This window comes from Streptomyces sp. AC602_WCS936 (genome assembly GCF_019049125.1).
In the GTDB taxonomy this organism is placed as follows: domain Bacteria; phylum Actinomycetota; class Actinomycetes; order Streptomycetales; family Streptomycetaceae; genus Streptomyces.
On record NZ_JAGMUF010000066.1, the window covers coordinates 189,853 to 216,252 of the forward strand.

14 protein-coding genes are annotated in these 26,400 nt (G+C 73.2%); 3 read left to right on the plus strand and 11 right to left on the minus strand.

The features are described 5' to 3' along the window. Positions 1-58 precede the first annotated feature (58 nt). Positions 59-1,051, plus strand: a complete 993-nt coding sequence (locus KUM03_RS22690) for a GlxA family transcriptional regulator (RefSeq protein ID WP_217251119.1) — start codon at positions 59-61, stop codon at positions 1,049-1,051. A gap of 123 nt (positions 1,052-1,174) precedes the next feature. Further along, entirely contained in the window at positions 1,175-1,813 is a 639-nt protein-coding gene (locus KUM03_RS22695) for an HD domain-containing protein (protein WP_217251120.1), read from the plus strand. A 38-nt stretch (positions 1,814-1,851) separates the two neighbouring features. Here KUM03_RS22695 and KUM03_RS22700 read toward each other — a convergent pair whose 3' ends face one another. The 6 genes from KUM03_RS22700 to KUM03_RS22725 form a co-directional block, all read right to left on the minus strand. Further along, positions 1,852-4,443, minus strand: a complete 2,592-nt coding sequence (locus tag KUM03_RS22700; RefSeq protein ID WP_217251121.1) for an MXAN_6230/SCO0854 family RING domain-containing protein — start codon at positions 4,441-4,443, stop codon at positions 1,852-1,854. A 185-nt stretch (positions 4,444-4,628) separates the two neighbouring features. Continuing rightward, positions 4,629-5,321, minus strand: coding sequence for a DUF4328 domain-containing protein (locus KUM03_RS22705; protein ID WP_217251122.1), 693 nt, complete (start codon positions 5,319-5,321; stop codon positions 4,629-4,631). A 490-nt stretch (positions 5,322-5,811) separates the two neighbouring features. Then, complete coding sequence (locus KUM03_RS39305) at positions 5,812-6,162, minus strand: hypothetical protein (protein WP_374225368.1); 351 nt, start codon at positions 6,160-6,162, stop codon at positions 5,812-5,814. Positions 6,163-6,445: 283 nt separating this feature from the next. Then, complete coding sequence (locus KUM03_RS22715; RefSeq protein WP_217251123.1) at positions 6,446-7,342, minus strand: aminoglycoside phosphotransferase family protein; 897 nt, start codon at positions 7,340-7,342, stop codon at positions 6,446-6,448. Between the two features lie 119 nt (positions 7,343-7,461). After that, positions 7,462-9,039 carry an amidohydrolase gene (locus tag KUM03_RS22720; RefSeq protein ID WP_217251124.1) on the minus strand — a complete coding sequence of 526 codons (1,578 nt, stop codon included), beginning with the start codon at positions 9,037-9,039 and terminating at the stop codon, positions 7,462-7,464. 6 nt (positions 9,040-9,045) lie between these two features. After that, positions 9,046-9,258, minus strand: coding sequence for an MbtH family protein (locus KUM03_RS22725; RefSeq protein WP_217251125.1), 213 nt, complete (start codon positions 9,256-9,258; stop codon positions 9,046-9,048). Between the two features lie 88 nt (positions 9,259-9,346). Between KUM03_RS22725 and KUM03_RS22730 the strand changes: the two genes are divergently transcribed. Further along, a complete protein-coding gene (locus KUM03_RS22730; RefSeq protein ID WP_217251126.1) occupies positions 9,347-10,453 on the plus strand; it encodes an alpha/beta fold hydrolase in 1,107 nt (368 codons plus the stop codon). An 83-nt stretch (positions 10,454-10,536) separates the two neighbouring features. On the opposite strand, the gene KUM03_RS39310 is transcribed toward KUM03_RS22730, so the two are convergent. The 5 genes from KUM03_RS39310 to KUM03_RS22750 all read right to left on the minus strand — a co-directional run bounded on the left by KUM03_RS39310 (position 10,537) and on the right by KUM03_RS22750 (position 26,300). Then, positions 10,537-10,614 carry a 50S ribosomal protein bL37 gene (locus KUM03_RS39310; protein WP_370443954.1) on the minus strand — a complete coding sequence of 26 codons (78 nt, stop codon included), beginning with the start codon at positions 10,612-10,614 and terminating at the stop codon, positions 10,537-10,539. Between the two features lie 142 nt (positions 10,615-10,756). After that, complete coding sequence (locus tag KUM03_RS22735; protein ID WP_217251127.1) at positions 10,757-12,457, minus strand: ABC transporter ATP-binding protein; 1,701 nt, start codon at positions 12,455-12,457, stop codon at positions 10,757-10,759. Continuing rightward, complete coding sequence (locus tag KUM03_RS22740; protein WP_217251128.1) at positions 12,444-23,387, minus strand: non-ribosomal peptide synthetase; 10,944 nt, start codon at positions 23,385-23,387, stop codon at positions 12,444-12,446. Before KUM03_RS22740 ends, KUM03_RS22735 begins: the two co-directional genes overlap by 14 nt. A 61-nt stretch (positions 23,388-23,448) precedes the next feature. After that, positions 23,449-25,242, minus strand: a complete 1,794-nt coding sequence (locus KUM03_RS22745) for an ABC transporter ATP-binding protein (protein ID WP_217251129.1) — start codon at positions 25,240-25,242, stop codon at positions 23,449-23,451. Next, positions 25,239-26,300: an iron-siderophore ABC transporter substrate-binding protein gene (locus tag KUM03_RS22750; protein WP_217251130.1), complete on the minus strand. Its 1,062-nt coding sequence runs from the start codon at positions 26,298-26,300 to the stop codon at positions 25,239-25,241. The genes KUM03_RS22745 and KUM03_RS22750 overlap by 4 nt, the downstream gene beginning before the upstream one ends. Positions 26,301-26,400: the final 100 nt, after the last annotated feature.

Genomic DNA, 26,400 nt, shown 5'->3' on the forward strand with positions numbered 1-26,400 from the left:
CGGTATGTCTCACCGGGAGAATGCGTTCGGGGCCCGCAGGCCCACGGAAGAGGGAGACATGGCAGCGAGACCGCACGACGTGGGCGTCCTTGTGTTCGAGGGCATGAAGATGCTCGACCTGTCCGGCCCGGCGGAGGTCTTCGCGGAGGCCAACCGGTACGGCGCCCGGTACCGGCTGAGCATCGTCTCGCCGGACGGGGCGTCGGTGCGTTCGTCCATCGGCATGCTGGTCCCGGCCGACGCGGGCGCGCGGTCCCCCGCCGCCTACGACACGCTGGTCGTCGTGGGCGGTGACGTGCTGCCCGGCTCGTCCGTCGATCCGGCGCTCAGCGAGGCCGCGCGGTCGCTGGCGGACCGGGCGGGACGCGTCGCCTCGGTGTGCACCGGCGCCTTCGTCCTGGGCGCGGCCGGGCTGCTGGAGGGCAGGCGGGCGACGACGCACTGGCAGCACGCCACCACGCTGGCCCGCCGCTGCCCGTCGACGCGGGTGGAGCCCGACGCGATCTTCGTCAAGGACGGTGCCACCTGGACGTCCGCGGGTGTGACGGCGGGCATCGACCTGGCCCTCGCCCTGCTGGAGGAGGACCACGGGCCCGACCTGGCCCGGAAGGTCGCCCGCTCGCTGGTGGTCTACATGCAGCGGGCCGGCGGCCAGTCACAGTTCTCGGCCTCGCTGCGGGGTCCGGCGCCGCGGACGCCCGTGCTGCGCCAGGTCCAGGACGCGGTGCAGGCCGAGCCGGCCGCCGACCACAGCCTGGAGGCCCTGGCTGCGCGCGTGCGGGTCAGTCCGCGGCATCTGACCCGGTTGTTCCGGGCGGAGCTGGACGTCACGCCGGTGAAGTACGTGGAGCTGATCCGGTTCGACATGGCCAAGGCTCTGCTCGACGCCGGGCACAACGCCACGGAGGCCGCCGCGCTGTCGGGCTTTCCCAGTTACGAGAGCCTGCGCCGCGCCTTCGCACGGCACCTGGGCCTGTCCCCCACCCGCTACCGGCACCGCTTCGCCACCACGGCGCCGAGCGCCCGCGCGCGGCCGGACGGCGGCGGGTGAGGCGGTGGCGGGGCGCCACGGCCGTTTTCGAGGGGTTGTCGGCCATCGGGCAGCGGACACCGGGGTGGTGCCCGACGGAAAGTGGGGACACGAACGACGGCACCGATCCCCGGGAGGGCAGCCATGGCCGAGACCATCGCCGGTATCGAGATTCCCGACAGCAAGCTCGCGCGGGAGGCGACCGACCTCATCCGTGACACCACACCGCCGCTGATCTTCCACCACTCGCGCCGGGTGTACCTCTTCGGCAGCCTCCAGGCCGCCGCCCTCGACATCCGCCCCGACCCGGAGCTGCTGTACGTCGCCGCGCTCTTCCACGACACGGGCCTGGTGCCGCCCTACCGCGGCGACGACCAGCGCTTCGAGATGGACGGCGCCGACCAGGCCCGCGCCTTCCTGCTCGCCCACGGCGTCCGCGAGGCCGACGCCGACACCGTGTGGACGGCCGTCGCCCTCCACACCACCCCGGAAGTGCCGTACCGGATGGCCCCCGAGATCGCGGCGACCACCGCGGGCGTCGAGACCGACGTACTCGGCCTGCGCCTGGACCGGCTCACGCGGGCGCAGATCGACGCGGTCACCGCCGCGCACCCGCGCCCGGACTTCAAGAAGCAGATCCTGCGGGCGTTCACCGACGGCTTCGCGCACCGGCCGGGGACCACGTTCGGCACGGTGAACGCGGATGTGCTGGAGCACTTCGTGCCCGGCTTCCGGCGTACGGACTTCGTCGACGTCATCGAGAACTCCGCCTGGCCGGAGTAGCCGGCCCTTCCCGGTACCGGCCCTCCCCCGCTACGGGCTCACCCCAGCTCGGCGACCAGGTCACCGGCGGTCACGCGGATCAGGGCCGGCGCCGCGTCACCGGGGCCGGGGAAGAGCCGGTAGGACGTGCCCGACGCCCGCGGGGGCCGGACGTCCCCGTGGACCGTCGCGACGAAGACCCGCTTGTCGGCGGCGAGCGCGGCCGCGGCCGAGTCGGGTTCGGCGTGTGCGAGATGTTCCTCGGCGTCCTTCAGGGACGACACCCTGACGGCGAACCCGGCCACGGTCTCGTCCGGTCGCCGCCGGTAACGCAGGAGCGCGGACTCCGGTTCCCGGGACACGACGGCCACCTCCTCACAGAGTGCGGCCGCCCGCAGGACCGCGAGGTCCCACAGGGTGGCCCGGCCGCCCGAGGTGAACTGCTGCCAGAGGTCCCCGGCCACCGCGGCCAGACCGGCCCCGCCGTGCGAACCGACGCTCTGGAAGCCGTCCGCGGACGGCAGGTGGGTGTCGGTCCACAGCGCCCGCCGCCGGCCCAGGTCGACGATCATCGGCAGGCACACCTTCGAGTCGCCCGCGAGGTCGAAACGCTGCCGGACGGTGCGCGGGTCGTAGGACGCGTCGCGCGGGCCGTTCGCGGGCAGCGCCATGAAACCCGCGAACGCGTCCGGCAGTTCTTCGAACGGGATGTTGTTGAAGCTGAAGACCAGCGGGACGGCGTAGGCGTCGCCCCGCCGCGCCAGCCGCTCCAGGTCCAGGTCCACGTACTCGGTGGCGCCGCGCGGGGCCGGGGCCGACGTGAGGTCGCCGGAGTGGACCGCCGCGTCCCGGCCGTGCACCAGGTTCGTGTAGTCGCACAGGCCGGTGAAGGTCCAGTCGGCGTCGAAGAACGCGACGGACAGGTCCAGGTCGGTGCGGTTGCCCTGCGGTTCCGTCCAGTGGAGGAACAGCCGGAGCACGGCGCCCCCGGGGAGCGCCTGCGTGCTGCCGCGGCCCACGGTCACCAGGGCCTTCGCGGTGGTCCGCTCGGTGAACGGCACGGTGAGGTCGGTCAGACCGGCGTCCAGCACCGACAGCTCGTACGGCTTCCCGGCGGCGAATCTGCGCAGCAGCTCTCCCTCCAGCAGCGCGACCGTCTCCGCCACCAGCCCGGCGGGCAGCGCGGGGCGCCGCTCGGCGACGGACAGGGCCCGGGTGACGTCTCCTCGCGGGAAGAACACGCGCCGGTCACCGGTGCGGTCCTCGTTGCGCACCCGCAGCGCCCCGAGTGCCGACAGCAGCGGTCCCGGACCCACCTTCGGCAGCCCGCGCCGCAGCGCCTTCTCGAGCTCCGGCACCAGCGCGTCGCCCGTGTGCAGGCGCAGCAACACGTCCAGGCGGCGCACCAGTTCACCCGGGCGCTCCCCGGCGAGGGCCGACGCCCGTCCGGCGTCGCCCTCGGCCACCGCCTGTTCCAGCCGTCCCGCCCAGGTGGCCGGACGGATCCGGGTGCCCTCCACGCGCACGGCGTCCGGGTGCGCGGCGGCCGTGCCCAGCAGGGCGGCGCCGAACGCGGTGTCCGGGTCCGACGGGGTGCCGCGCAGCACCGCCACCGCGAGGGCGGCCCGCGGGTGCCGGGTGTGCCGCTCGAAGGGATGCAGGACCTCCGCGGCCCGCTTCCACGCCGTGGGGTGCCGCAGTACGTCCTCCACCAGGTAGGGCGTCGGCAGGCCGTCGAGGACGGAGAGCAGGTCGCGGCGCAGGGGGCGCGGGACGTTCGTGAAGCGCGACGGTGTCACCAGCCCGGCGTCGCCGCCGGAGAGGACGGCGAGCAGCCGCAGTACGTCGGTGGCGGTGGTGAGCCGCTCGGTCAGCAGCTTGCCCAGGGGCAGCTCCGGCGGCGCCTCGCGCACCAGCGCGCCCAGCACCATCGCCTTGGTCTCGCGGACCGGGATGTCCTCGGGCAGCAGGCCCCGTCCGGCCGGTGTGAGCGGCAGCAGGGTCAGCAGGTCGTCCCGGTCCTGCGGGGAGAGCGGGGTGCGCCGGGCCAGCAGGGCGTCCACGGCCGAGGTGGCGTCGGCGGCCAGGCCGGCGCCCAGGCGCAGCAGCCGCAGGGGGCCCGGTACGGCCGCCTTTGCGGCGCCGACGGCACGGACGGGGCGCAGGAAGGGGTCGTCGGCGTCGATCCGGCGGTGGCACAGCGGGCATCCCGCGTAGTCGGACCCGTCCCAGCACAGCCGGCACACCAGGTGCGCGCAGGGCGACACGGGCAGGACGGTGCGCGCCTCGCCGCACAGCACGCAGGGCTGTTCCGGCTGCTGGAGCAGGAAGGCGAAGACCCGGTCCACGTACAGCGCCTCGGTGTCGCGGGGCACGGTGCGGGGGAAGCGACGGAAGAGCGGGGTGTGGGTGCGGTCGGAGCCGAGCAGGTCGTCGGCCAGTGAGACGAGGCGCACGTGCGCGGCCGCCAGCTCCTCGGAGCTCAACGAGACCAGAACCGCGTGCAGTTGCGCGGAGACGACATGGCCGCAGCCGAGCAGCTCGGCCTCGAGCCGGCGCAGTGCCGGTCCCGTTCCGCCACCCGGCTCGGATCCTTCGTCCACGTACACGGTCTGGTCGCGGCGCAGCAGTACGGACTCGGCAGCGAGCAACAGAAGGCCCTCCACGACGGCTCAGGACGGAAGAACGAGGGCGGAGAGTGGGCGCGCCGGTTCTTTTCAGGAAGGTGAGAAGGATGCGCGCCGGGGAGCCGCCCCCGTTGCCGTTCATCTCACCACAGGCTCGCCGCACCGCCAACGCATTTTCCGGGCCGGGGGTCGCGGGCCCCGCGGAGGGTTCAGTGCGCCGGCACGGACGGCCCCGCGAGGGCCTTGTCGTGCTGTGCGGCGGTCAGCCGGCGTACGAAGAGGATCGCGAGCACCGCGGCCAGGGCGTCGAAGCCGGCACTGGCCATCACCAGCCCCGCCGCGTCACGGATCGCGTCGACGTCCTGGGCCTTGTCGTACGTCCTCGACGCGTAGCGGTCGAAGACCGTGGCCCAGACCCAGGCGCCCCACCAGGCGTTGAGGAGTACCCGGTGCCGCAGCACCCCGCTGTAGGGGTCGGGCTGGGCGGCCCGCAGTACGTCGGCGGCGATGCCGCGCGGGATCCAGAGGTTGGCGATCGGGATGAACCAGCAGGCGATCGCCCAGCCGGGAGTCCTGCGCTGGGTGTCGGGCGCGAAGACCTCCGCGTTGTGGCGGACCCGGTGGAACCAGATGATGAAGACCACGGCCGTCGCCAGCACGGCGACGACGTACAGCACGGTCGACCCGGCCATCGCGTAGTCGGCGCGGCTCGCCTCACCCTCGTCGAAGTCGACCACGCCGCCCGAGGCGACCTTGTCCATCAGCGACCGCATGTTGAGCGATGCCGCGACGATCAGCAGATCGGCGACGATGACGACACCGAGCAGCACGCTGACGGCCTTCGACAGGCCGACGGGCGAGCGCAGCACGGGGCCGGGCGCGGGCGGGTGCGAACTGGGCATGGGTGTGGACGCATACGTCATGACGGGCCCCCCGGAATGGTGTTGAGCGCGGCGCCCTGTCCCAGGACGGCGCGGCAGACGACCGCGGGTGCGCGGTCGGCCCCGGGACTTTATCCCACGCCGGAGAGGATTCAATCGGGGCGTCCGGTGACGGCCACCCCGGCGCCGAGCCCGATCATGGCCAGGCCGCCGGTGCCACCGATCAGCGCGGTCCTGCGAGGAGAACGGCCCAACCAGTCGCGCGCCCTCGACGCGGTCAGCCCCCCAGATCCCGTCGGAGAGCAACTGCAACAGGGCGCCGGCCAGGCCGAGAAGGAGTATCTGTGCTGCGACGTGACCGGCCTCGCGATCGGTGCTGCCGGCAGGTGGCCCCGCGGTGACACCCGTGCCCACCGCCCGGCTCCTCCAACTCGCCCGCAACGCCTTCGCGCCCAGGGAAGACGGGACTCACCGGACCGGCTTTCGACCTAGGCCATGCGTCCGGCAGTCCTCAGACCGTCAGTTCGCTCTGGGCCGGGGCCACACATGCGGGCGGGTGCCGGATGAACCACTCCGTCGCCAGCAGCCGCTCCCGGGCGTGGGGCGCGAGCCCGGCGATCACGCCCGGCAGCGCGCCCCGCTGCACTTCGGAGCGGTGGGCCAGTACCGCGGCGATCTTCCGGTCCAGCCAGGCGCGGACGTCGACGGTCGCGGTGACGTGCTCGTCCGAGACACTGAACCACGCCTTGCGCGCCCCGACCACCTCGCTCAACGCCGGCCGGGCGAGCACCCCGCCCGCCGACAACGACTCGTCGTCCGGGTGGGCGAAGACGGCGAGCAGACTCGGCGGGGGCACGGGCATGGGCGGGGACCTTTCGGCTCGGACGGGAATCGATCGTACGCGCCGGCCGGGAGGGGAACGGACGCCGCCGGTCCGGCCTCACGAGGCCTTCGCGCCGACCGGCTCGGGGGCGTCGGTCTGACCGCGGACGGCCAGCCGGGGGCCCAGGACGGCGATGTACAAGAAGAGCACGGCCATGACCGCGGCCCCCGCCCACATGGCGTTCTGCCGACCGTTCGACGAAGGATTCGCGTGCCGCCCGGATCAGTTCCCGCGCGTACGGGCCGCGTGGATCGTCGGCCGTTCAGCCCGCGAGGGCCTGGGTGATCTGCCGGGTGGTCTGTGCCGCGACCCTCGGGCTGTCGGCGGCGTAGGCCGTGTAGGCGTTGAGGCCCGTCGCGAGGGCCCAGCCGCGCCCCCGGGTCCAGGTGGCGTCGTCCACACCGAGCGCCGTGCGGAAGGCGGCTCGCGGCGCGGCCGACATCAGAGTGAAGGCGATGGTCAGGTCACGGGCCGGGTCACCGATGCCGAGTTCGCCGAAGTCGATGACCGCGCTGAGGCGGCCGTCGGCGGTCAGCAGGTTGCCCGTGTGGAAGTCGCCGTGGAACCAGACCGGAGGGCGGTCCCAGTCGGGGGCGCTCAGCGCCGCGTCCCACAGTCCGGTCATGGCGGCGGCGTCGAACACGCCGTCGACCTCCGCGATGGCGGCGCGCGTCGCCCGGTCCCGGACGGCCAGCGGCGAGCCGGTGAGGTCCGGGCGGGCGACCGGTGACGCGGTCTCCCCGGGCGCGAACCGTTGCAGTGCGCTCAGGAACCCGGCCAGTTCGACGGCGGCCTCGCACGAGTCGCCCAGGGTCCGGACGGTGGCCGCCTCACCCTTCAGCCAGCGGGTGACCGCCCAGGTCCACGGATAGCCGAAGCCGGGTTCTCCCACCGCCACGGGGACCGGGACCGCCAGAGGCAGGTGCGGGGCGAGCCGGGGCAGCCACTCGGAGTCCTTCCTGGCCTGCCCCAGGGCACCGGCATGGCAGGGCAGCCGGACGGCGAGGTCTTCGCCGAGCCGGTGGATCACGTGGTCCGAGCCCGCCGGTTCGAACCGTTCCAGCGGCAGTTCCGCCCACTGCGGGAACTGGCTGTCCACCAGGCGTCTCACCAGCGCGGTGTCGATCGAGGGGCGGTCCGGAGTGCTTCCGGTCGGCAAGGACGTCTCCTTACGTCGGCCCGCTGCGCGCCGCGGGCGGTCAGGGCCATGGAACGGCGTCGCCCGTTGCCCTGTCGACCGGATTTCTCCGTCGCGCCTCTCGTCCGGAGGCGGCGGCCTCACGCGGCCGGGCGTCCCGTCGGGTGGCCGTCCACGTACGTCTCCACGACCTCGATGTCTCCGATGCGCGAGGTGTCGACGCGCCGGGGGTCGTCGCCGAGCACGACCAGGTCGGCCCGCTTGCCCGGGGTGAGGCTGCCCAGGTCCTCCTCCCAGTGGCAGGCGTGGGCGGCGGCGACGGTGTAGGCGTGCAGGGCCTCGTCGAGGGTGATCCCCTCGTCGGGGCCGATGGTCAGGCCGGACTCGGAGGCGCGCTCGACCATGAACTGGACGGCGCGCAGCGGCGATCCGTCCGTGACGGGGCGGTCCGAGCTGCCCACCAGGCGGACGCCGTGGTCCAGGAAGGCCCTGCCGCGGTAGAGCCAGGGGGCGCGCTCCTCGCCCATGACGGCGGCGTAGTCGTCGCCGAAGTACCGGAGGAAGTTGGGCTGCACGACCGCGCTGACCCCGAGTCGTGCGAAGCGCGGGAGCTGGTCGGGGCGGATGAGGCCGGCGTGCTCGACGCGGTGCCGGGCGTCGGGGCGCGGGCGCAGCCGCTGGGCGCGTTCGAGGGCGTCGAGGGCCACGTCGGCGGCACGGTCACCGATCGCGTGCACGGCGAGCTGCCAGCCGGCGAGGTGGCCGTCCACGATCGTGTCGGCGATGACGTCCGGGTCGTCCTGCAACTGCCCCGCGTGGCCGAGCCCTTGGTAGGGGACGGTGAGTGCGGCGGTGCGGGCCATCATGCCGCCGTCGGTGAAGACCTTCAGCGCGCCGACGGACAGCCGGTCGTCGCCGAAGCCGGTGCGCAGGCCCAGGCCGAGCGCCCGGGGGATGCCGTCGCTCTTGTGGGCGGCGACCGGGTGCAGGGTGTCGGCGGCCACCATGAGCTGCACCCTCAACGGCAGCAGGCCCTTGTCGCGGGCGAGTTGGTAGGCGCCCAGCTCGACCGGGCTGTGGCCCAGGAGGGCGCCGCCGATCCCCGCTTCGGCGCAGGCGGTGACTCCCTCGGCCAGGCAGGTGCGGGCGGCCCGCCCGATCGCCTCGGCCAGCTCCTCCTGGGCGTACGGCAGTCGCAGGGCGCGGGCGGCTCCCATGGCGCCCTCGGCGAGGAAACCGTTCTCGTGCGGGGTGCCGGCGGGGAGCAGGTCCAGGACGGCGGAGTTGACGACGCAGCCGTGCCCGGAGTCGTGCATCACGTACAGCTTGTGGCCGTGGCTGACCTTGTCGAGTTCGGCGGCGGTCAGGTGGCGGCCCAGCACCCGCTGGTCGTATCCGGCGATGCTCACCCAGGTGCCGGGCGTGCCCTTGCGGGTGACGGCCTCCTCGACGCGGGCGAGCACGTCGTCGATCCGTGTGCACCCGGCGATGCTCGGGGTGCTCTGCTTGAACCCGGTCCAGGCCAGGTGGACGTGGGCGTCGATGAAGCCCGGCAGTACGGTGGCGCCCTGGAGGTCGACGACCTCGCGGGCGGGCACGGACGTCACCGCGTCGTCGAGCCCCACGATCCGGCCCCGCCAGATGCCCAGGTCGTGTGCGACGGGGTGGCCGGGGTCCATGGTGAGAAAGCGCGCGTTGGTCAGCCGGGTGCGGAGCATCGGGCGTCAGGCGTCCGTCGCCCGAGTGAGGGAACGGGGGCGCAGGTCCGTCCAGTTGGCTTCGACGTAGGCGAGACAGGCGTCGCGGCTGTCTTCCCCGAAGACGGTCGTCCACCCGCCGGGCACCTGGGCGAAGGACGGCCAGAGCGAGTGCTGGCCCTCGTCGTTGACGAGGACGAGGAAACGGCCGTCGGCGTCGTCGAAGGGGTTGGTGCTCATGCGCGGGGCCTCCCGATGCATTAGGTTAGGCTCGCCTAATCGAGATCGAGCTTAGCTTTCCCGCTTTCCGCTCCACAAGGAGACGTCGATGAGGCTCGTGGGGGAAGAGGCGTTCGCCGCGTACGGGTTGCGCGGCACGCCGGGCAGCGACGGTTTCTGGGCGGCCGCGAGGACGCCCGTGGCGGCACCGGCAGGCGACGGCTGGACGACGCTGTTCCTGCGGCGCGGGTCCGAGGCAGCGAGCGTCGTCTTCGAGAGCTGGTCGGAGCCGGTGCCGCTGCGCCGGTGGGGTGACACGGACTGCTGGTACGCCGAGGTGCGGATGCCCGCACGGCTGCGGGTGACGTACTGGTTCCTCGCGGGCGGCGCGGCGTACGCAGACCCCCTGAACCCGGTGGGCGCGGGCGGCGACCGGTCCATCGCCGCGACCCCCGACGCACCGGCCCAGCCGCACTGGCCGGCCGTCGGCGCCGACGACGTACTGCCGCTGCCGCGCACCCGGTTGCGCTGGACCGGTGGGCTGCTCGGCGGGCGGCGTACCGTGCGGGTCCATCCGGTGGGCGGCGGCGGGCCGGTGGTCCTGCTGCTCGACGGGGACGACTGGCTGCACCTGCACCCCGCGATGACCGCGTTCGCATCGGCGGTCGCCGGCGGTGACATGCCGCCGGTCACCCTCGTGTTCCTGCCGGCCAGGGACCGGACGGCGGAGTTCGGGTGCCGTCCGGAGCTGTGGGAGGCGGTCCGGGACGAGCTGCTGCCGCTGGTGCTGGATTCCGGGGTGCCCGCGGACCCGGGGCGGCTGGTGGTGGCGGGGCAGAGCCTCGGCGGGCTGAGCGCCCTGTACGCGGCGCTGCGGTTTCCGGACCTGGTGGCGCGGGTCGCCTGCCAGTCGGCGTCGTGCTGGTGGACGCCCGGTGCGGCGGAGCTCGCGGATCCGCTGGGCGGTCCGGTCGGCGGGTTTCTCGCCGAGCTTCTGCGTCAGGGACCCGATCTGTCCGGCCTGCGGGTCGCCTTCGACGTGGGGGAGCACGAGCCGCGGATGCTTCCGCACTGCGAGCTGGTGGAGAGCCTGGCCGAAAGGGCCGGTGCGACGGTGCGGGTCGCGCGGTCGCCGTCGGGCCACGACCGGGCGGGCTGGCGGCACGCGCTGCTGCGGGACGTCGCCTGGGCTCTCGCCGGATCCGACCGCCGGTAGCCGCGGTGGCCCCGCGGCCCCGTTGCGGGCGCGGTGCCCGGGGTGGGTGGCGTCGGCCACCCACCCGGTACTTCGTGCCGTCCTCAGCTCTGCGGACGGCTGCCGTGGTTGGCGCCGTTCTTGCGGCGGGCCTTCTTCTTGCGACGTCGCTTCGAGGACATCGAAACCTCCTGTTTCTCATATTTCCGGACAGCGTGCACCGGTTTGTCACCACCGGTGATCACTGAGCCCCTTTCCCAGCCACGCTGTCGCAAACACGCGAAACGGAGGCAAACAGGTGGCGCGCGTCACCGCTGCCGGAGGTCACCGGGCCACCGCCAGGCAGTAGCCCTCGTCGGTGGCGAGGAGGTTGCGGTGCGTGTCCTCGGCGGTGATCACGCCGTCGTCCAGGACGAGGACCCGGTCGGCGACGTCCAGCAGTGCGGGACTGCTGGTGATCACGACGGTGGTGCGGCCCCGGCGCAGCTCGGCCACATTGCGCGCGATGAGCTGCTCGGTCACGGCGTCGACGGCCGTCGTCGGGTCGCGCAGCACGAGGACGTCGGCGTCGGCGGCGAGGGCGCGGGCCAGGGAGAGACGCTGGCGCTGCCCGCCGGAGAGGTTCGCGCCCCGGTCTCGGACGGGGTGGTCGAGGCCGTCGCGGTGCAGGGCGACCACGTCGGTCAGCATGGACGCCTCGACGGCCTCCGGGACCGTCCGGCTGGTGCCGGAGGGGTCGATGTTGGTGCGCAGGGTGCCCGCGAAGATCTCCCCGTCGTACGGGTTGACCAGCAGCTGCGCGCGGACCGCCTCCACCGACAGGTCCGCGAGGTCCCGGCCCGAGACGCGCACCACTCCCTCGTAGGCGTCGGGCGGCACGCGCAGGGCGAGCACCGCCGCGAGGTCGGCCGCGGCGTGCGGCTGGTAGGCGGCGATCGCCACGAACTCCCCGGCCGCGACGTGGAACTTCAGCTCGCGCAGGGCGCCGTGGCGCACGCAGTCGGCCTCGAGCCCGCCGCCGGCGGCCGGCCGCTCGGCCCCCGGGGTCGTCACCGGCGGCGCGTTAAGTACCAGCGCCATCCGTTCGGCGGAGGCGCGCGCGATCATCACGTACTTCGGCATCTCGGAGAAGAGTTTGAGCGGCTCCATGATGAACTGCGCGAGCCCCACCGCCATGACGAGTTCACCGATGTTGATCCGGCCCTCGAACGCCAGCCAGCCGGCCGTGAGGGTCACCGCGGCGGCGAGGACCGCGTTGAGGGCCAGCGCGGTGCCCGCGTAGACGCCGTTCACCTTCGCGACGGTGACGGCTTGGCGCTTCGCCTCCGTGCTGACCCTCCGGTAGGACCGGAACGCGGAGTGGTTGCCGCCGAAGCCGTGCAGCGGACGCAGGCCGATGATCAGATCGGCGACTTTGGCGCCCGCCCGCGCCACCCGGGCCTGCTGTTCCCGGGTACTGGAGCCGATCCGTCCGGACATCACGCTCAGGACCGTCAGGATCGCGACCGTCCCCGCAATCACGAGCACCCCGAGCCGCAGGTCGGCGAGGGCCAGGGCGACGGCCGCGATCAGCACCGCGACCAGCGAGCTGATCAGCAGCGGCACCACCTCGATGATGTCGGCGGTCTGGTCGGCGTCCTCGGTGGCGATGGTCAGCACCTCGCCGGACTTCAGGTCGACGTCCCTGGCCACCGGCTGGAGTCCACAGCCCGCCACCCGCACGCGCCAGCGGTGGGCCTCGGTGGTGTTGGCCTTCTGCAGGACCCGCATCCCGAACCGCCACGACAGCGACACGGTCGTGATGATCACCGCGAGGGCGGCGATCGACACGCCGAGCGAGCCGGGGCTCCGGTCGCGCATGGTGTGTTCGACGATCAGGCCGAGGGCGATGGGGAAGGCCGTCTCACCGGCCTGATACAGGCCCATGAGGAGCGTGCCCCCGGCCATGGCGCCCACATTGCGGCGCAACGCGGTCCGCAGGATGTCGGACCCCGGTCGGGGCCGCTTCGTGTCAGCAGTTGTCATCGAGGTGGCGGGCAATCGCTTCCGGGGTTCGCAGGATGAACAGATCGCGGATGGTGATCACCGGACCGTACTCCCGGCGGAGCAGCCCCGTCAGCCGCACCGCCAGCATGGAGTGTCCGCCTAGGGACACGAAGTCGCTCACCGCGCTCACCTCGTCGTCGTCCAGGTCCAGTGCCTCGGCGAAGAACGCGCACACCGCGGTCTCGGTCTCCGTCACCGGACCGCGCTCCCCCGCCGTCGTCAGCGCACCCAGCGGTCTGGCCTCGGGCAGCGCCTTGGTGTCGGCCTTCCCGTTCACGGTCAGGGGGATGCCGTCGACCTGCGCGTAGTGCGTCGGGCGCAGGAAGTCCGGCAGCCCGGCGCCCACTTCGGCGGCGACCTGCGCCAGGTCGGCGCCGTCCAGCACGAGGTAGGCGGCCAGCCGGTACGCGCCGTCGACCTGTGGGTCGGGCTGGGCGACCGCGGCGACGAAGCGCACCGCCGGGTGGGCCGCGAACACGGCCTCGACCTCGCCGAGTTCGACCCGGTGGCCCCGTATCTTGACCTGCTGGTCGGTGCGGCCCAGGTACGTCAGGTTGCCGTCGGGCCGCCGCACCACCAGGTCCCCGGTGCGGTACATGCGCTCGCCGGGTGCGCCGAAGGGGCAGGCGACGAAGCGGTGCGCGGTCTGCGCGGGCTGCCCGAGGTAGCCGCGCGCGATGCCGATGCCGGAGACGTACAGCTCGCCGGGCACACCGTCCGGCAGCGGTCGCAGCCATGGGTCCAGGACGTACACGTCGGTGTTGTCGATCGCCACCCCGACCACCGGGTCGGGGCACTCGAAGGTGCCGACGCCGAGGGTGTTGATGGTGTACTCCGTGGGCCCGTACAGGTTGTAGCCGGCCGTCCCCTGCGTGTCCGCGAGCCGCTGCCACAGGGCCGGGGTGACGGCCTCGCCGCCGAGCAGCACCAGCGCGGGCCTGCGCGCCGGATCGTCGAGCAGTCCCTCGGCGGCCAGTTGCTGCGCGTAGGTCGGGGTCACGTTGACGACGTCGATGCCGTGCTCCAGGCAGTACGCGACCAGCCGGGGCGCGTCGCGGCGCAGTTCCTCGTCGCAGATGTGCACCTCGTGGCCGTCGGCGAGCCACAGCAGTTCCTCCCACGACATGTCGAACGCGAAGGACACCGTGTGGGCGATCCGGAAGACCCGGTGCCCGTGCTCGGCCAGCACCGGTCCGAAGATCCGCCGTTGGTGGTTGACCAGCATGTTGGTGAGTCCGGCGTACTCGGTCACCACGCCCTTGGGCTTCCCGGTCGAGCCGGAGGTGTAGATCGTGTACGCGGGGTGCCGCAGCCGGTCGGGGTCGTCGGGGTCGAACGTCGTGAACGGGTCGGCCTCGGGCAGTGGGCGGTCCAGTTCGATCAGGTCGCCGGTCAGGCGGGGCGACACGGCGCTCACCGTGAGGATCACCTCCGGGCGGGCGTCGGCGACGATCGCGGCGATCCGTTCGTCGGGGTGGTCCAGTTCCAGGGGCACGTACGCGGCGCCGACGCGCAGTACGGCGAAGAGCGCCACGATCGAGTCGAGGGAGCGCGGGACCGCGACGCCCACGGTCTTCTCCGGTCCGATGCCGCGCCGGGCGAGCACACCGGCCACTTCGCGGCTGCGGTCCCGCAGCTCGGCGAAGGTCATGGCCGCGCCGTGGGCGACGAGCGCCACCCGTTCCGGGTCGCGGTCCGCGGCCAGGTCGAAGCGGTCGACGACGGTGTCCGTGCCGACGTCCGTGCGGCGGGTGGGAGCCGGCTCGGGTCCCACCCCCGGCAGTGCGCCGACGGGTCCGGCCGACCGTGTCAGGTCGTCGAGTACGCGCAGGTAGTCGTCGAGGAGGCGGCGGGCGTGCGCGGTGTCGTGGTCGCGGTACTCCAGTTTGACGGTGAGCCGGTCGCCGGGGGTGACGACCCAGGTGAACGGGTAGTGCGTGGAGTCGTCGGCGCGTACCGAGGTGATGCCGTGCTCGGCGTTCATCTCGGCGAGGGCGTCCAGGTCGAGGAAGTTCTGGAGCACGAACAGGTTGTCGAAGAGGGTGTCGTGCCCGCTGGCCCGCTGGATCTCGCCGAGCCCGAGGTGCTCGTGCTCCATCGCCTCGACGCGGGCCGTCTGCACGGCCGTCAGGTACTCGCGCACCGTGTCGCCCGGCCGTGGCCGCGTCCACGTCGGCACGGTGTTGAGCAGCACGCCGACGATGCCGGACAGTCCCTCGCCCTCCCGGCCGGAGACGGTCACGCCGAACACGGCGTCCTCCCGGCCCGTGCGGGCGCCCAGCAGCAGGCCGAAGGCGCCGGTCAGCACCGAGTTGAGGGTGACGCCGTAGGCCCTGGCGGCCGCCCGCAGCCTCTCGGACCGCTCGGCGGAGAGCGTGTGCACGAGGGCGCGCGGCAGCTCGTCGGGGAGGTCGGGGGCCGGTCCGGCCAGCAGCGTCGGCCCGGACAGGCCGGACAGGTGCCCGGCCCAGAAGCGTTCCGCGACGGCGGGGTCCTTGGCGGCGAGCGACCGGGCGTGGTCCTCGAAGCTCGGCGTGGCCGGGACCGGGACCGGAGGCTTCCCCGCCAGGACGGCCCGGTAGGCGTCGAACAGGTCCCGCAGCACGATCTCGCGGGACCAGCCGTCCCACAGCAGCAGGTGGTAGCTGAGCAGCAGTCCGTCGCGGTCGTCGGGCAGGCGCACCACGGTGAGCCGGATCAGCGGTGGCTCCGCCGGGTCGAAGCCGGTACTCCGGTCCCCGGCCCGCAGGGCCTCCACCTCCGCGTCGGTCGCCGCCTCGACCGTACGGACGGCGACCCGCCGGCCCGCCGAGAGGACCTGTATCGGGTTTCCGTCCGCGTCGGTGGTGAAGCCGGCGCCCGCTACGGGGTGCCGCGCGATCACGTATGCCATCGCGTCGGCCAGCGCGCCCGCATCGAGGCGCCGGTCGAAGGTGAACCAGCTCTGCGCGACGTAGTGTCCGGCCGGGCCCGTCAGCTGGGCCTGGAAGAACAGGCCGCGCTGGAGCGGGGTGACCGGTGCCGTGCGCTCGGCCGTCGCGGCGGCGTCCGCGATGCGGGTCAGTGCGTCGTGCCAGTGCCCGGTGATCTCGTCGGGGACGCCCTCGGCGAGCGTGAAGGCCGCGTACAGGCTGCCGGTGGCCTCGTCGGTCCAGGCGTTGACCTCGACGGCGTACGGGCTGCCCTGGGCGCCGGGGGTGAGGTGCGGTGTGCGGGACTCGCTGCCCCGGCCCAGGTAGTTGAGGAGCACCTGCGGGCGTGCGGTCAGCAGGGGTGCCGTCTGCGGGCCGAGGTACCTGAGCCGGCCGTAGGCGACGTGCGCGTCGTCGTCCGGGCGGCGGGCGTCGGCCTCCTTCGCGGCCGCCACGGGATCGGTGTGCGCCGTCAGCCGTACGGGCGCGACGGCGGTGAACCAGCCGACGGTGCGGGTGTAGTCGTGGTGCGGGAGGGCGGGCACCCGGCCGTGCCGCTCCAGGTCGATCGCGAGGTCGGCGGGCTCGGGCTGGACGCGGGTGAGTGCGGCGCGCAGGGCGCCGCAGAGCAACTCGGTGACGCCGATGCCGAGCGCGGCCGGTGCGGTGCGCGTCAGGCGTTCGCTCACGTCGGGCGCGAGCACGACCGTGGTCTCGCGCCGTGCGCCGCCGGCGGGGAGCGGCGCGGGCGCCTGGAGCGTGGTGATCCAGCGGTCCAGGTCGTCGGCCTCACGGACGGGCCGGGAGGCGAGTGCCTCGGCGTACTCGGCGTAGGGGGTGGTCGGCGGGGGCAGGGGCGCTCCGCGCATGGCGGTGGTCAGGTCGTCCAGCAGGATGAGCCAGGACACCGAGTCGACGGCGAGGTGGTGGACGGTGACCACCAGGGTCCGGCTCGCCTCCAGCCAGGAGAACGCGACGACGTGTCCGGACTCGGGGTCGAGCCGTCCCGCGGCCGCGTTCGCCGCGGTGGTCGCGTCCGCGTCCGCCCGCTCGACGGTGACCTCGCGGGCGGGTTCGGTCCGCAGGGACCACACCCCGTGGTCGACGCGCAGCCGCAGCCGCAGGACCGGATGGGCGACGACGACGGCGCGGGCGGCGCGTTCGGCGTCGGCGAACCCGGTGCCCTCGGGCGCCGGCACCGCCCTGGCCTGGGCGAACCGGGCGAGTGAGCCGCCCAGTTCCCGCTGGCGCAGGATGATGGGCGTGGGCGGCAGCGGCCCGTCCTCGTGGCGGACGGGTCCGGCCTTCGCGACCGGTTGTGGGGCGGCTCCTTCCGCCGCCAGGTGCGCGGCGAGCGCGCGGGGGGTCTTGCGGAGGAACACGTCCTTTGGGGCGACCGGCAGGCCCAGGGCGCGGGCTCGGTTGATGACGGTGATGGCGACGATGCTGTCGCCTCCGGCGCGGAAGAAGTCGGTGTCGGCGTCGACGGGTACGCCGGGCAGGGTGTCGGTGAAGATCTCCACCAGGGCGGCGAGTGCGGCACCGTCCGGGCCGCCGTCCGCGCTTCGCGGCACGCTCTCCGGGTGTTCCCGCGCCGCGCGCTCGGTCAGTGCCTTGCGGTCCAGTTTGCCGTTGACCGTCAGCGGCAGGGCGTCCAGGGGCAGTATCCGGCCCGGCACCATGTACGCGGGCAGCTTCGCCGACAGGACCCCGGTGAGGTTGGCGGGCGCCCGGCCCACGACGTGGGCGACCAGGTGGTCGCCGCTGTCCGCTACGGTGACGGCCGCGTCGGCCACGCCGTCGATCTCCCTGATCGCGGACTCCACCTCGCCGAGTTCGATGCGGAACCCCTTCAACTGAACCTGGTCGTCGGCGCGGCCCGTGAACTCCAGCTCGCCGTCGAGCGTACGGCGGGCGAGGTCGCCGGTGTGGTACATGCGGGAGCCGTCGCCGGTGAACGGGTTCGCCACGAATCGGCCCGCGGTGAGTCCGGGCCGCCCCAGGTAGCCGAGCGTCAGCTGGTCACCGGCGACGTAGATGGCGCCCTCCTCCCCCGGCGGTACCGGGCGGAGCCGGTCGTCGAGCAGGTGGGTGACCAGGCCGGGCAGCGCGCCGCCGATCGGGCTGGCGTCGTCGCCGGTGGTGAAGTCGGCGTCGGTGAGCACTCGATGGGTGACGTGGACGGTGGTCTCGGTGATGCCGTACATGTTGACCAGTTCGGGCGAGGCGGTGCCGTGCCGGGCGACCCAGTCGCGCAGCCGCCCGATGTCCAGTGCCTCGCCGCCGAAGACGACGCGGCGCAGTGCGGGCAGCGCTTCGCCGGCCTCCCGGTCGGCCTCCATGAACTGGTGGAACGCCGACGGCGTCTGGTTGAGCACGGTCACCCCCCGCTCGCGGACCAGGCGGTGGAAGTCGGCCGGGGAACGGGTCAGGCCGTACTCCGGCACGAGCAGTTCCCCGCCGTGCGCGAGCGCGCCCCAGAGCTCCCAGACCGCGAAGTCGAAGGAGAAGGAGTGGAACTGGACCCAGACGTCGTCCGGGCCGAAGGCCATGTCGCGCCGGGTGTTCGCGAGCAGCGTCACAACGCTGGAGTGCGGGACGACGACGCCCTTGGGCCGGCCGGTCGATCCGGAGGTGTAGATCACGTACGCCGGGTCGTGCCACCCGGGTCCGGTGTCCGGGCCGGTGGCGTCCGCCGACGGCTCGTTCCGTCGCGGTTCGACTCCCCGCACCTCGTCCCCCTGGACGAGTACGCGCGCCCGCACGCCCGCCCGGGACAGCAGCCGGGTGAGCCGGTCGTGCTGCTCGGCGTCGACCAGGACGACCTGCGGGGAGGCGTCGGCGAGGACGTACTCCAGTCGGTCGTCGGGATAGGACAGGTCGAGCGGCACGTACGCGGCGCCCGCGCTGACGGTCGCGACCAGGGCGACGACCTGTTCGACGGAGCGCGGGAGGGCGACGGCGACCAGTCGGCCCGGCCCGGCACCGGCGGTGCGCAGTGCCGAGGCCAACGAGTCTTTCGCCGTGGCCAGTTCGCCGTACGTCAGGGACCGCCTGGCGCCGTCGAGAGCGCACTGGGTGACGGCGACGGCGGCGGGATCGCGGCGCGCGGCGGCGTCGAAGAGCCCGGCCAGGGTGGTCCGGGTGACCGGTTCGGGCCGCCGGGTCCCCTCGGAGGCCACGGCGTCGACCAGGGCGTCCGGCCGGGTGAGCAGGCCGGTGAGGGTCCGGACGAACGTGCGCAGGAGCCCCCTGGCGCTCGTCTCCCGCAGCAGTTCACCGTCGTAGATCAGGTTGAAGCGCGGACGGCCGCCGGCCGTGCGTTCCGCCACCAGCGTCAACGGGTAGTGGGGTGCGCCCTCGTTCTCGATGCCGGTGATGACCAGCGTGTCGTCCGGCCGCCGCAGAGCCTCGACGTCGGGCGCGACGTCGAAGACCACCAGAGTGTCGAACAGGGTGCCGGTGCCGGCCGCGCGGGCGAGTGCGGACAGGGAGACGTGCTGGTGGGGCAGTACCGCGCTCTGGTGCTCACGGACCGAGGCGAGCAGTTCACGGGCGGTGGTGGCGGCTGACCACCGGGCGCGCAGGGGGATGGTGTTGATGAACAGACCCACCATGTCCTCGACGCCGGGCACGTCGGCGTCCCGTCCGGACACCGTGGAGCCGAACACCACGTCGGTGCGGCGCAGGATGCCGCCCAGCGTCACCGCCCAGGCGCTGTGCACGGCCACGCTCAGCGGTACGCCGGCCGACCGGGCGGCCGCGTCGATGTCCTCCGCCGGTTCCACGGCAGTGTCGGCGAACCGGTCGGACGGGGTGTGTCCCTCGGCGACCAGTGAGGGGCCGGCGAGTCCGGCGAGCTGTTCGCTCCACACCCGGTCACCGAGCCCGTCGTCGTCTCGCGCGAGCCGGCGTACGTGGTCGGGGAAGCCGCCGAGCGGGTACGCCGTCCCCGGCGTGTGGTACTCGGCCAGCAGGGTGCGGAGCATCGGCATCACCGACCAGCCGTCGGCGACGATGTGGTGGACGGTCTGCACGAGGACGCTCCGGCCGGTGCCCCGGCGGACGAGCGTGCAGCGCATCAGCGGGCCGGTGGCCAGGTCGAAGCCGGCGCGGCGGTCCCGCTCGGCCAGGTCGCGGATCTCGTCGGCGGTGATGCCGGGGCGGTCCAAGGTGGTGAAGGGTGCCTCGGCACCGCCCTCCAGTACGGAGACCACCCGGCCGTCGGCGAGGGGCACGAACCTGGCGGCCAGGTTCGGGTGGAGGGTGAGCAGGCGGGTGGCCGCCGCGGCCAGCCGGTCGGCGTCCACCTCGCCTTCGAGGGTGAGCAGTTGCTGCTCGACGTAGCTGCCGGTGGAGTCGTCGTCGTAGACGGAGTGGAAGTACAGGCCCTCCTGGAGCGGGGTCAGCGGCAGGACGTCCCGCAACGCCGGGCCGTCCAGGGCGTCGACGTCGGACTGGGTGAGCGTCAGCGGGGCGAAGTCGCTGGGCGAGTGGCCGCCGTGTTCGAGGGCGGCCAGCCCGGTCAGGGCCTGGAGGTAGTAGGCGCCCAGGGTGTCGATGTCCTCCTCGGTGAACGTTCCCTCGGGCCAGGAGAGGGTGGTGGCGAGTCGGTATCCGCCGGCCGGGTCGGGTTCGGCGATCGCGTTGAACTCCAGGAGCCGCGGCAGCCGCATCCTCGGGTCCCGGCGTTCGCCCAGCTGCCCTGTCGTGTCGGAGAGTTGCCAGTCACCGGGCGCGCCCGCCTCGAAGCGGCCCAGGTAGTTGAAGAGCACCTGGGGTGCGGGGGCGTCGAACTCGCTGTCGGCGAGGTGGCGCAGGGCGCCGTAGGAGACGCCGTTGTCCGGGACCCTGGAGAGGTCTTCCTTGACCGCCTTGAGCGCGGCGGCCAGGTACTCGGGGGTGGTGGGGTCGGCGGCCGGTCCGGGGTCCACGGTCACCGGGAAGAGGGTGGTGAACCAGCCGACGGTCCTGGACAGTTCGGGCTCGAAGCCGGCGGTGGGCGCCACGAACCGCGGCTCGCGGCCGTGGCCTTCGAGTTCGACGTACGCGAAGGTCTGGTCCTGTCCGAGGTCGCGGCGTCGGCGGACGAGGGCGACGGCGAGCGCGGTCAGCAGGACGTCGTTGACGCCGGCGTGGAACTTCGCGGGTGTCTCGCCCAGCAGTGCGGCCGTGACCTCGGGGTCCACCGAGACGGTGCGGAGTCGTTCCCGGGCGACGGTGTCCGACTCCTTCAGGGCCCGCCTGCCCAGCGGCCGGTCAGGGCCCGGCAGGGGCCAGCGGTAGTAGCTGCTGTCCGCGTCGAACGCCGCGCGTTCCAGCAGTTGGGTCCAGCGGCGGAACGACGTGCCGGACGAGGGCAGTTCGACCGGCGCTCCGGAGGCGTACTGGCGCCACGCGGTGGCCAGGTCCTCCATCAGGATCCGCCAGGAGACGCCGTCGATCACGACGTGGTGGGCGACCAGAACGAGCCGGCGGGCGTCCCGGTTCCACACGGCGCTCAGCATGGCGCCGTGGTCCGGGTCCAGCCCGGCGGTGGCGAGGGCCAGGCACGCGTCGAGCGGCCGGTCGCTCTCCCGCCACCGGGGCGTGGAGCCGTCCACCTCCGGGATGTCGAAGCTCCAGCGTTCGCCGCGTACCAGCCGGGCGCGCAGCATGGCGTGCCGCGCGACGAGGGCGGCGAGCATGTCGTCGAGGGCGTCGGCGGTCAGGTTCGCCGGGGTGTTGAGGACCACCGACTGCACGAAGCCGTCGATCGCGTCCGTGGTCTCGCCGAGCCACTGCACGATGGGGGGCCCGACCACGGGGCCGGTCGCCACGTCGCGGTGGTCCACGACGGCGGTGTCCTCGCCGCTCGCCACCGCCGCGAGCGCCCCCAGGGTGCTGTGGGTGAGGATCTGCCGTGCCGTGACGTGGAGCCCCGCCTCGCGCAGGGCGCCGAGCAGCGAGATCGCGAGGATGCTGTCTCCGCCGAGCTGGAAGAAGTCCTGGTCGACGCCGACGCGTTCCAGCCGCAGCAGCGCCTCGACCGCCGCGCACACCGCGTGTTCCTTCTCCGTCGTAGGCGGCACGGTCGAGGCCGGCGTGAGCTCGGGTTCGGGCAGCGCGTGCCGGTCGAGCTTGCCGTTCGCGGTGAGCGGGAACTCCGCGAGGACGACGACGTGGGCGGGCACCATGTACTCGACCATGTGCTCGCCGGCCCACGCCTTGACGTCGGCGGCCCGCAGCGTCTCGTTCCCGGCGGCCGGGATCACGTAGCCCACCAGGTAGGTGCCGCCCGCCGCGTTCTTCTTGGCGACGACGCTGGTGCGCCGGACGCCGGGGTGCTCGGCGAGGCCGGTCTCCACGTCCTCGATCTCCAGCCGCATTCCGCGGATCTTGATCTGGTTGTCGGCCCGGCCGAGGAAGTCCAGTGAGCCGTCGGGGTCGAAGCGGGCGAGGTCGCCGGTCCGGTAGAGCCGGGAACCGTCGTCGGCGAAGGGGTTGGCCACGAACCGGGACGCTGTGAGGCCCGGCGCGTTCACGTATCCGCGGCCCAGGAGGAAGCCGCCGACGTACAGTTCGCCGCCGACCCCGACCGGGACCGGGCGCAGTTCGTCGTCGAGGACGTACAGCTGGGTGTTCGGGTTGGCCTTGCCGATCGACGTCGACAGGCGTTCGGCCGCGCCCCGGTAGACGACGTGGGAGACGCCGATCGTCGTCTCGGCGGGACCGTAGCCGTGGTACATGGGGATGTCGAGCCGGGTGCGGAACCTTTCGTACAGCTCCGGGGTCAGCACCTCGCCGCCGCACCAGACGTGCCGCAGACTGTCCAGGCGCCCGGATTCGCCCGCGATCTCCAGCAGCACGTCGAGCATGGACGACACGAGGTAGGTGAAGGTGACGCGCTGCTCGGCGATGACGCCCAGCAGGTGGTGCGGGTCGCGCTCGCCACCGGGGCGCAGGACGACCAGTCGGCCGCCGCAGACCAGCGGCAGGAAGATCTCGTTGACGGAGATGTCGAAGGACAGCGGCGCCTTGAACAGCGAGGCGTCGTCGGGGCCGAAGCCCAGGATCTCGTGGACCTGCCACAGCAGGCGCTCGCTGATGGCCTCGTGCCGGATCATGGCGCCCTTGGGGCGTCCGGTCGAGCCGGAGGTGAAGATCACGTAGGCCAGGGCGTCGCCGGGGACGGTGATCTCGGGGGTCTGGGCGGGCAGTGCGCCGTGGCGCCAGTCCGCGAGGTCCACGGCGACCGCGGCCGGTTCGCCGGGCGGGTGCTCTCCCGAGGCGTTGAGCTGTACGACGACCCCGGCGTCCTCGATGACGACGGCCCGGCGCTCGGCCGGCCAGTGCGGATCGAGCGGCACGAAGGCGCATCCGGCCTGGAGCACGCCGAGCAGTGCGACGACCATGTCGGCGGAGCGCTCCAGGGAGATGCCGACCAGTTGTTCGGCGGTGAGTCCCAGCTCCACGAGGTGGTGGGCCAACTGGGCGGAGAGCTCGGCCGCCTGACGGTAAGTCAGCGTCCCTCGTTCGTCGACGACGGCGACGGCGTCGGGCCTGGTCCGGGCCTGCTCGCGGAACATCTCCACCAGGGTGGGGCGGACGCGGTCGGCGCCGGTGTCGTTCCACCGGGCCAGTTGCTCCCGCCGCGTCGCCGCGTCGGCCGCTGCGATGGTGCCGACGGGCCGGTCCGGGAAGTCGGCGAGGTCGTCCAGGGCGAGCCGCGCTTCGTCGGGTGCGACGCCCGCCGGCAGGAGGACACTCCGGCCGTCCGCGCCGACGGGCCCGCCACCGCTTGCGGAGCCGCCGTTGTCGACCCAGCCGAGCACGTCGGGAAAGAGGGTGCCCGGTGCGAGGTCGATGCCGTCGGGACTGCGGCCGGTCGCCCAGTACGACAGTCCGACGGCGCAGGCCTCGGCGATGGTGCGGTCGGAGAAGTCGCCGGTACGGCGGCGGATGCCGGCCAACTGCTCGGGGGAAAGCGGTATGTGACGAGCGCTCGGTTCCATCATCGAAGACTCAACGCCCCTTCCAAGGAATGAAGGCAGGCTAGCCTGACTTAGGGTCACCTAACTAGGCCGCCTGGCTGCCTTCCCGCCAGGCTCGCCACAGCCGCGCGTACCGGCCGCCCAGGGCGACCAACTCCTCGTGCGTGCCTTCCTCCACGACCCGCCCCGCGTCCAGCACGACGATCCGGTCGGCCGCCATGGCCTGGGTCAGCCGGTGTGCGACGAAGAGGGTGGTCCGGCCCGCGCAGGCGGCCAGCACGGCGCGTTCCAGCTCGGCGGCGCCCTCGCTGCCCGCCTCCGCCGTCGATTCGTCCAGCACCACCACCGGCGACTGGCTCAGCACCAGCCGGGCCAGGGCGATCTGGGCGACCTTGGTGACGTCGAGGCGTTCGCCGCCCTCGCCGACCACGGTGTGCAGCCCGTCGGGCAGCGCGTCGACCCAGGAGCCGGCTCCCACCGTGCGCAGGGCGTCCGCGAGTTCGGCGTCGGTCGCCTCCGGTGCGGCCAGCCGCAGGTCGTCGGCGAGCGGGCCGGAGAACACGTGCGTCTCCTGGGTCAGGATGCTTACCAGGGCCCGCGCCCCTGCCTCGTCGAGGGACGCCAGGTCGGTCGTCCCGACCCGCACCGACCCCGACTCGGGGGTCCCGATGCCCGCGATGAGCGCGGCCAGCGTGGTCTTGCCCGCGCCCGTCGCCCCGACCAGGGCCAGCGAACCGCCGGCCGGGATGGTCAGGGAGACGTCCCGCAGGACCGGCTCCTCGGCGTCGGGGTAGCGGAACGTCAGCCCCTTCACCGTCACCGGGTACGGCCCGGCGTCCGCCGTCGCGGACGCGTCGCCCACCAGCCGCTCCTCCGCCTCCTCCCCCAGCACGCCGACCAGCCGGGTGAGGCTGGCGCCCGACTTCTGCGCCTCGTCGAAGGTGAACATGATGGCGCCCAGCGGGGTGAAGAGCCGGTGGAAGAGCAGCGGGGCCGCCGAGACCTCGCCCAGGGTGGCGGCACCGGCCTCCAGCAGGGCGTACCCGACCACGATGATCAGGGACAGGCCGATGAACTCGGCGCGGTTCTCCCGGCCGACGAACCGGCCGAAGAAGCGGAACACCTCGATGCCGAGGTCGCGCACCCGCCAGGACTCGCGGGTGACCTGCTCCCGGAAGGCCTCCTCCAGCCGGTACGCGCGGACCGTGTCGATGCCGTTGAGTCCGCTGATCAGGGCCTGTGCACGGTCGGCCTGCGCCCTGCGCTGCTTCTGGTAGAGCGGCGCGGACCTGGGCAGGTACCAGCGCAGGGCCAGCGCGTACGCGGGCAGCGCGCCGGCGCCCGCGAGACCGAGCCGCCAGTCCAGCCCGAACATCCCGGCGGTGGCGATGGCGACGAGGACACCCGCCGAGAACACCGTGGGGACGGCGGTGCGGATGCCCTTGGAGATCACGGCCACGTCGTCGCCGACCCGGGACAGCACGTCTCCCCGGCCGACCTGCTCGATGCGGGCGCTGGGCATCCCCAGCACCGCCCGCACGGCCCCTTCCCGCAGCCGGGCGAGCAGGTCGGCGCCGAGCCGCCCGATGAGGTACGTCGACGCCGCGCCGGCCGCCGCGCCGAGCAGCGCGGCGGCCACCATCAGGGCCCCGATCGTGACCAGGACGGACTGCGGTCCGCCCTCGACCACGGCGTCGACCACTCGGCCCAGCAACAGCACCGGGAGTACCTGGAGCGCGGCTCCCGCCACCGTGGTGAGCACGGTGGCGGTCGTCAGCCACGGCACCTCGCGGCAGTGCGTCCCGACCCAGCGGGCGGCCTCGCGTCCGGTCGCCGTGCGCAGGATCGCCGGGGCGACGGCTGTGTCGGTGCGGTTCACCCCTGCCCGGCCGCCTTGACGAGTTCGTCGATGGCGTACGGCATGGACAGCAGGGTGCCCTGGGAGATGGCGGCGCCGACCGCCGGGCCCTCGCTGTCGAGCAGATACGACACCTTGCCGCTCTTCACCGCGTTCAGGTTGTTGAACAGCTCGAACTTCTTCAGCGCGTCCTGGTCCGCCTGGTCGTTGATGACGAAGATGCGGTCGACGTCGACCAGGTCCAGCCGCTCCGGGGAGAGCGTGGTGTAGAAGTCGCCGCCCGCCACCTTGTCGATCTCCGTCTGGTACTTGAACCCGATGCCGGTCACGAGGCGTCCGCGTACGTCGGTGGAGGTGAAGGGCGCCACGGACTTCTCGTACCAGGACAGCACCACCGCGGTCTGGTCGGCGAACTCGGGGTGCTCCTTCTTGGCCGTGTCGAGCTTGGCCTGGATGTCGGCCACCATCTTCTCGCCCTCCTCGGCCTTGCCGAGCGCCTTGGCGATGTGGAGCGCGTTGTCCTGCCAGGGCGCGCTGAAGGGCTCCTTCTCGGTCTTGGTGCGGGCCACCGTCGGGGCGATCTTGGACAGCTTGTCGTAGGCGGCCTGGTCGATCTCGGAGTAGACCGCGACGATCAGGTCGGGGCGCAGGGCGGCGATCTTCTCGTAGTTGGGGCCGTCGTCGCCGTTCTTCATGACGACCTCGGGCTTGGTGTCACCCCACTTGTCCTTCACCCACGGCCACTGGGTGTTGATGTCGGGGCTCTGGCCCGCGGGGTTCGGGTACTGGTCGACCATGCCGACCGGCTTGATGCCGAAGGCGAGGATGGTCTGGTCGTCGGTGTAGCCGACGGAGACGACCCTCTTGGGGGCCTCGGTGACCTTCGTGGTGCCGAACGCGTGCTCCACGGTGACCGGGAAGTCGCCGCCGGCGGCCGGGGCGTCGCCGCCCGCCTTGTCCGCCGGGTCGTCGGAGTCGGAACCGCATCCCGCGAGGAGGCCGACACCGAGGGCGGCGGCGGACAGTGCCGCCGCCAGTCGTCGCCAGGGCCTGATACGCGTCGTTCTGAGGAAGAGCATCCGGGGATCCCTTGCTGTCGCGCTGTCCGTGCGCCCCGTCTGAGGGCAGCAAACCTTATCGCGATCGAGTGAGGTTAGCCTACCCTCACCACCACAACCC

Coding starts and splice junctions, on each gene's coding strand:
- KUM03_RS22690 (WP_217251119.1), top strand. CDS start 59: ATGGCAGCGAGACCGCACGACGTGGGCGTCCTTGTGTTCGAGGGCATG.
- KUM03_RS22695 (WP_217251120.1), top strand. CDS start 1,175: ATGGCCGAGACCATCGCCGGTATCGAGATTCCCGACAGCAAGCTCGCG.
- KUM03_RS22705 (WP_217251122.1), bottom strand. CDS start 5,321: ATGCCCAGTTCGCACCCGCCCGCGCCCGGCCCCGTGCTGCGCTCGCCC.
- KUM03_RS39305 (WP_374225368.1), bottom strand. CDS start 6,162: ATGCCCGTGCCCCCGCCGAGTCTGCTCGCCGTCTTCGCCCACCCGGAC.
- KUM03_RS22720 (WP_217251124.1), bottom strand. CDS start 9,039: ATGCTCCGCACCCGGCTGACCAACGCGCGCTTTCTCACCATGGACCCC.
- KUM03_RS22725 (WP_217251125.1), bottom strand. CDS start 9,258: ATGAGCACCAACCCCTTCGACGACGCCGACGGCCGTTTCCTCGTCCTC.
- KUM03_RS22730 (WP_217251126.1), top strand. CDS start 9,347: ATGAGGCTCGTGGGGGAAGAGGCGTTCGCCGCGTACGGGTTGCGCGGC.
- KUM03_RS39310 (WP_370443954.1), bottom strand. CDS start 10,614: ATGTCCTCGAAGCGACGTCGCAAGAAGAAGGCCCGCCGCAAGAACGGC.
- KUM03_RS22735 (WP_217251127.1), bottom strand. CDS start 12,457: ATGACAACTGCTGACACGAAGCGGCCCCGACCGGGGTCCGACATCCTG.
- KUM03_RS22740 (WP_217251128.1), bottom strand. CDS start 23,387: ATGATGGAACCGAGCGCTCGTCACATACCGCTTTCCCCCGAGCAGTTG.
- KUM03_RS22750 (WP_217251130.1), bottom strand. CDS start 26,300: ATGCTCTTCCTCAGAACGACGCGTATCAGGCCCTGGCGACGACTGGCG.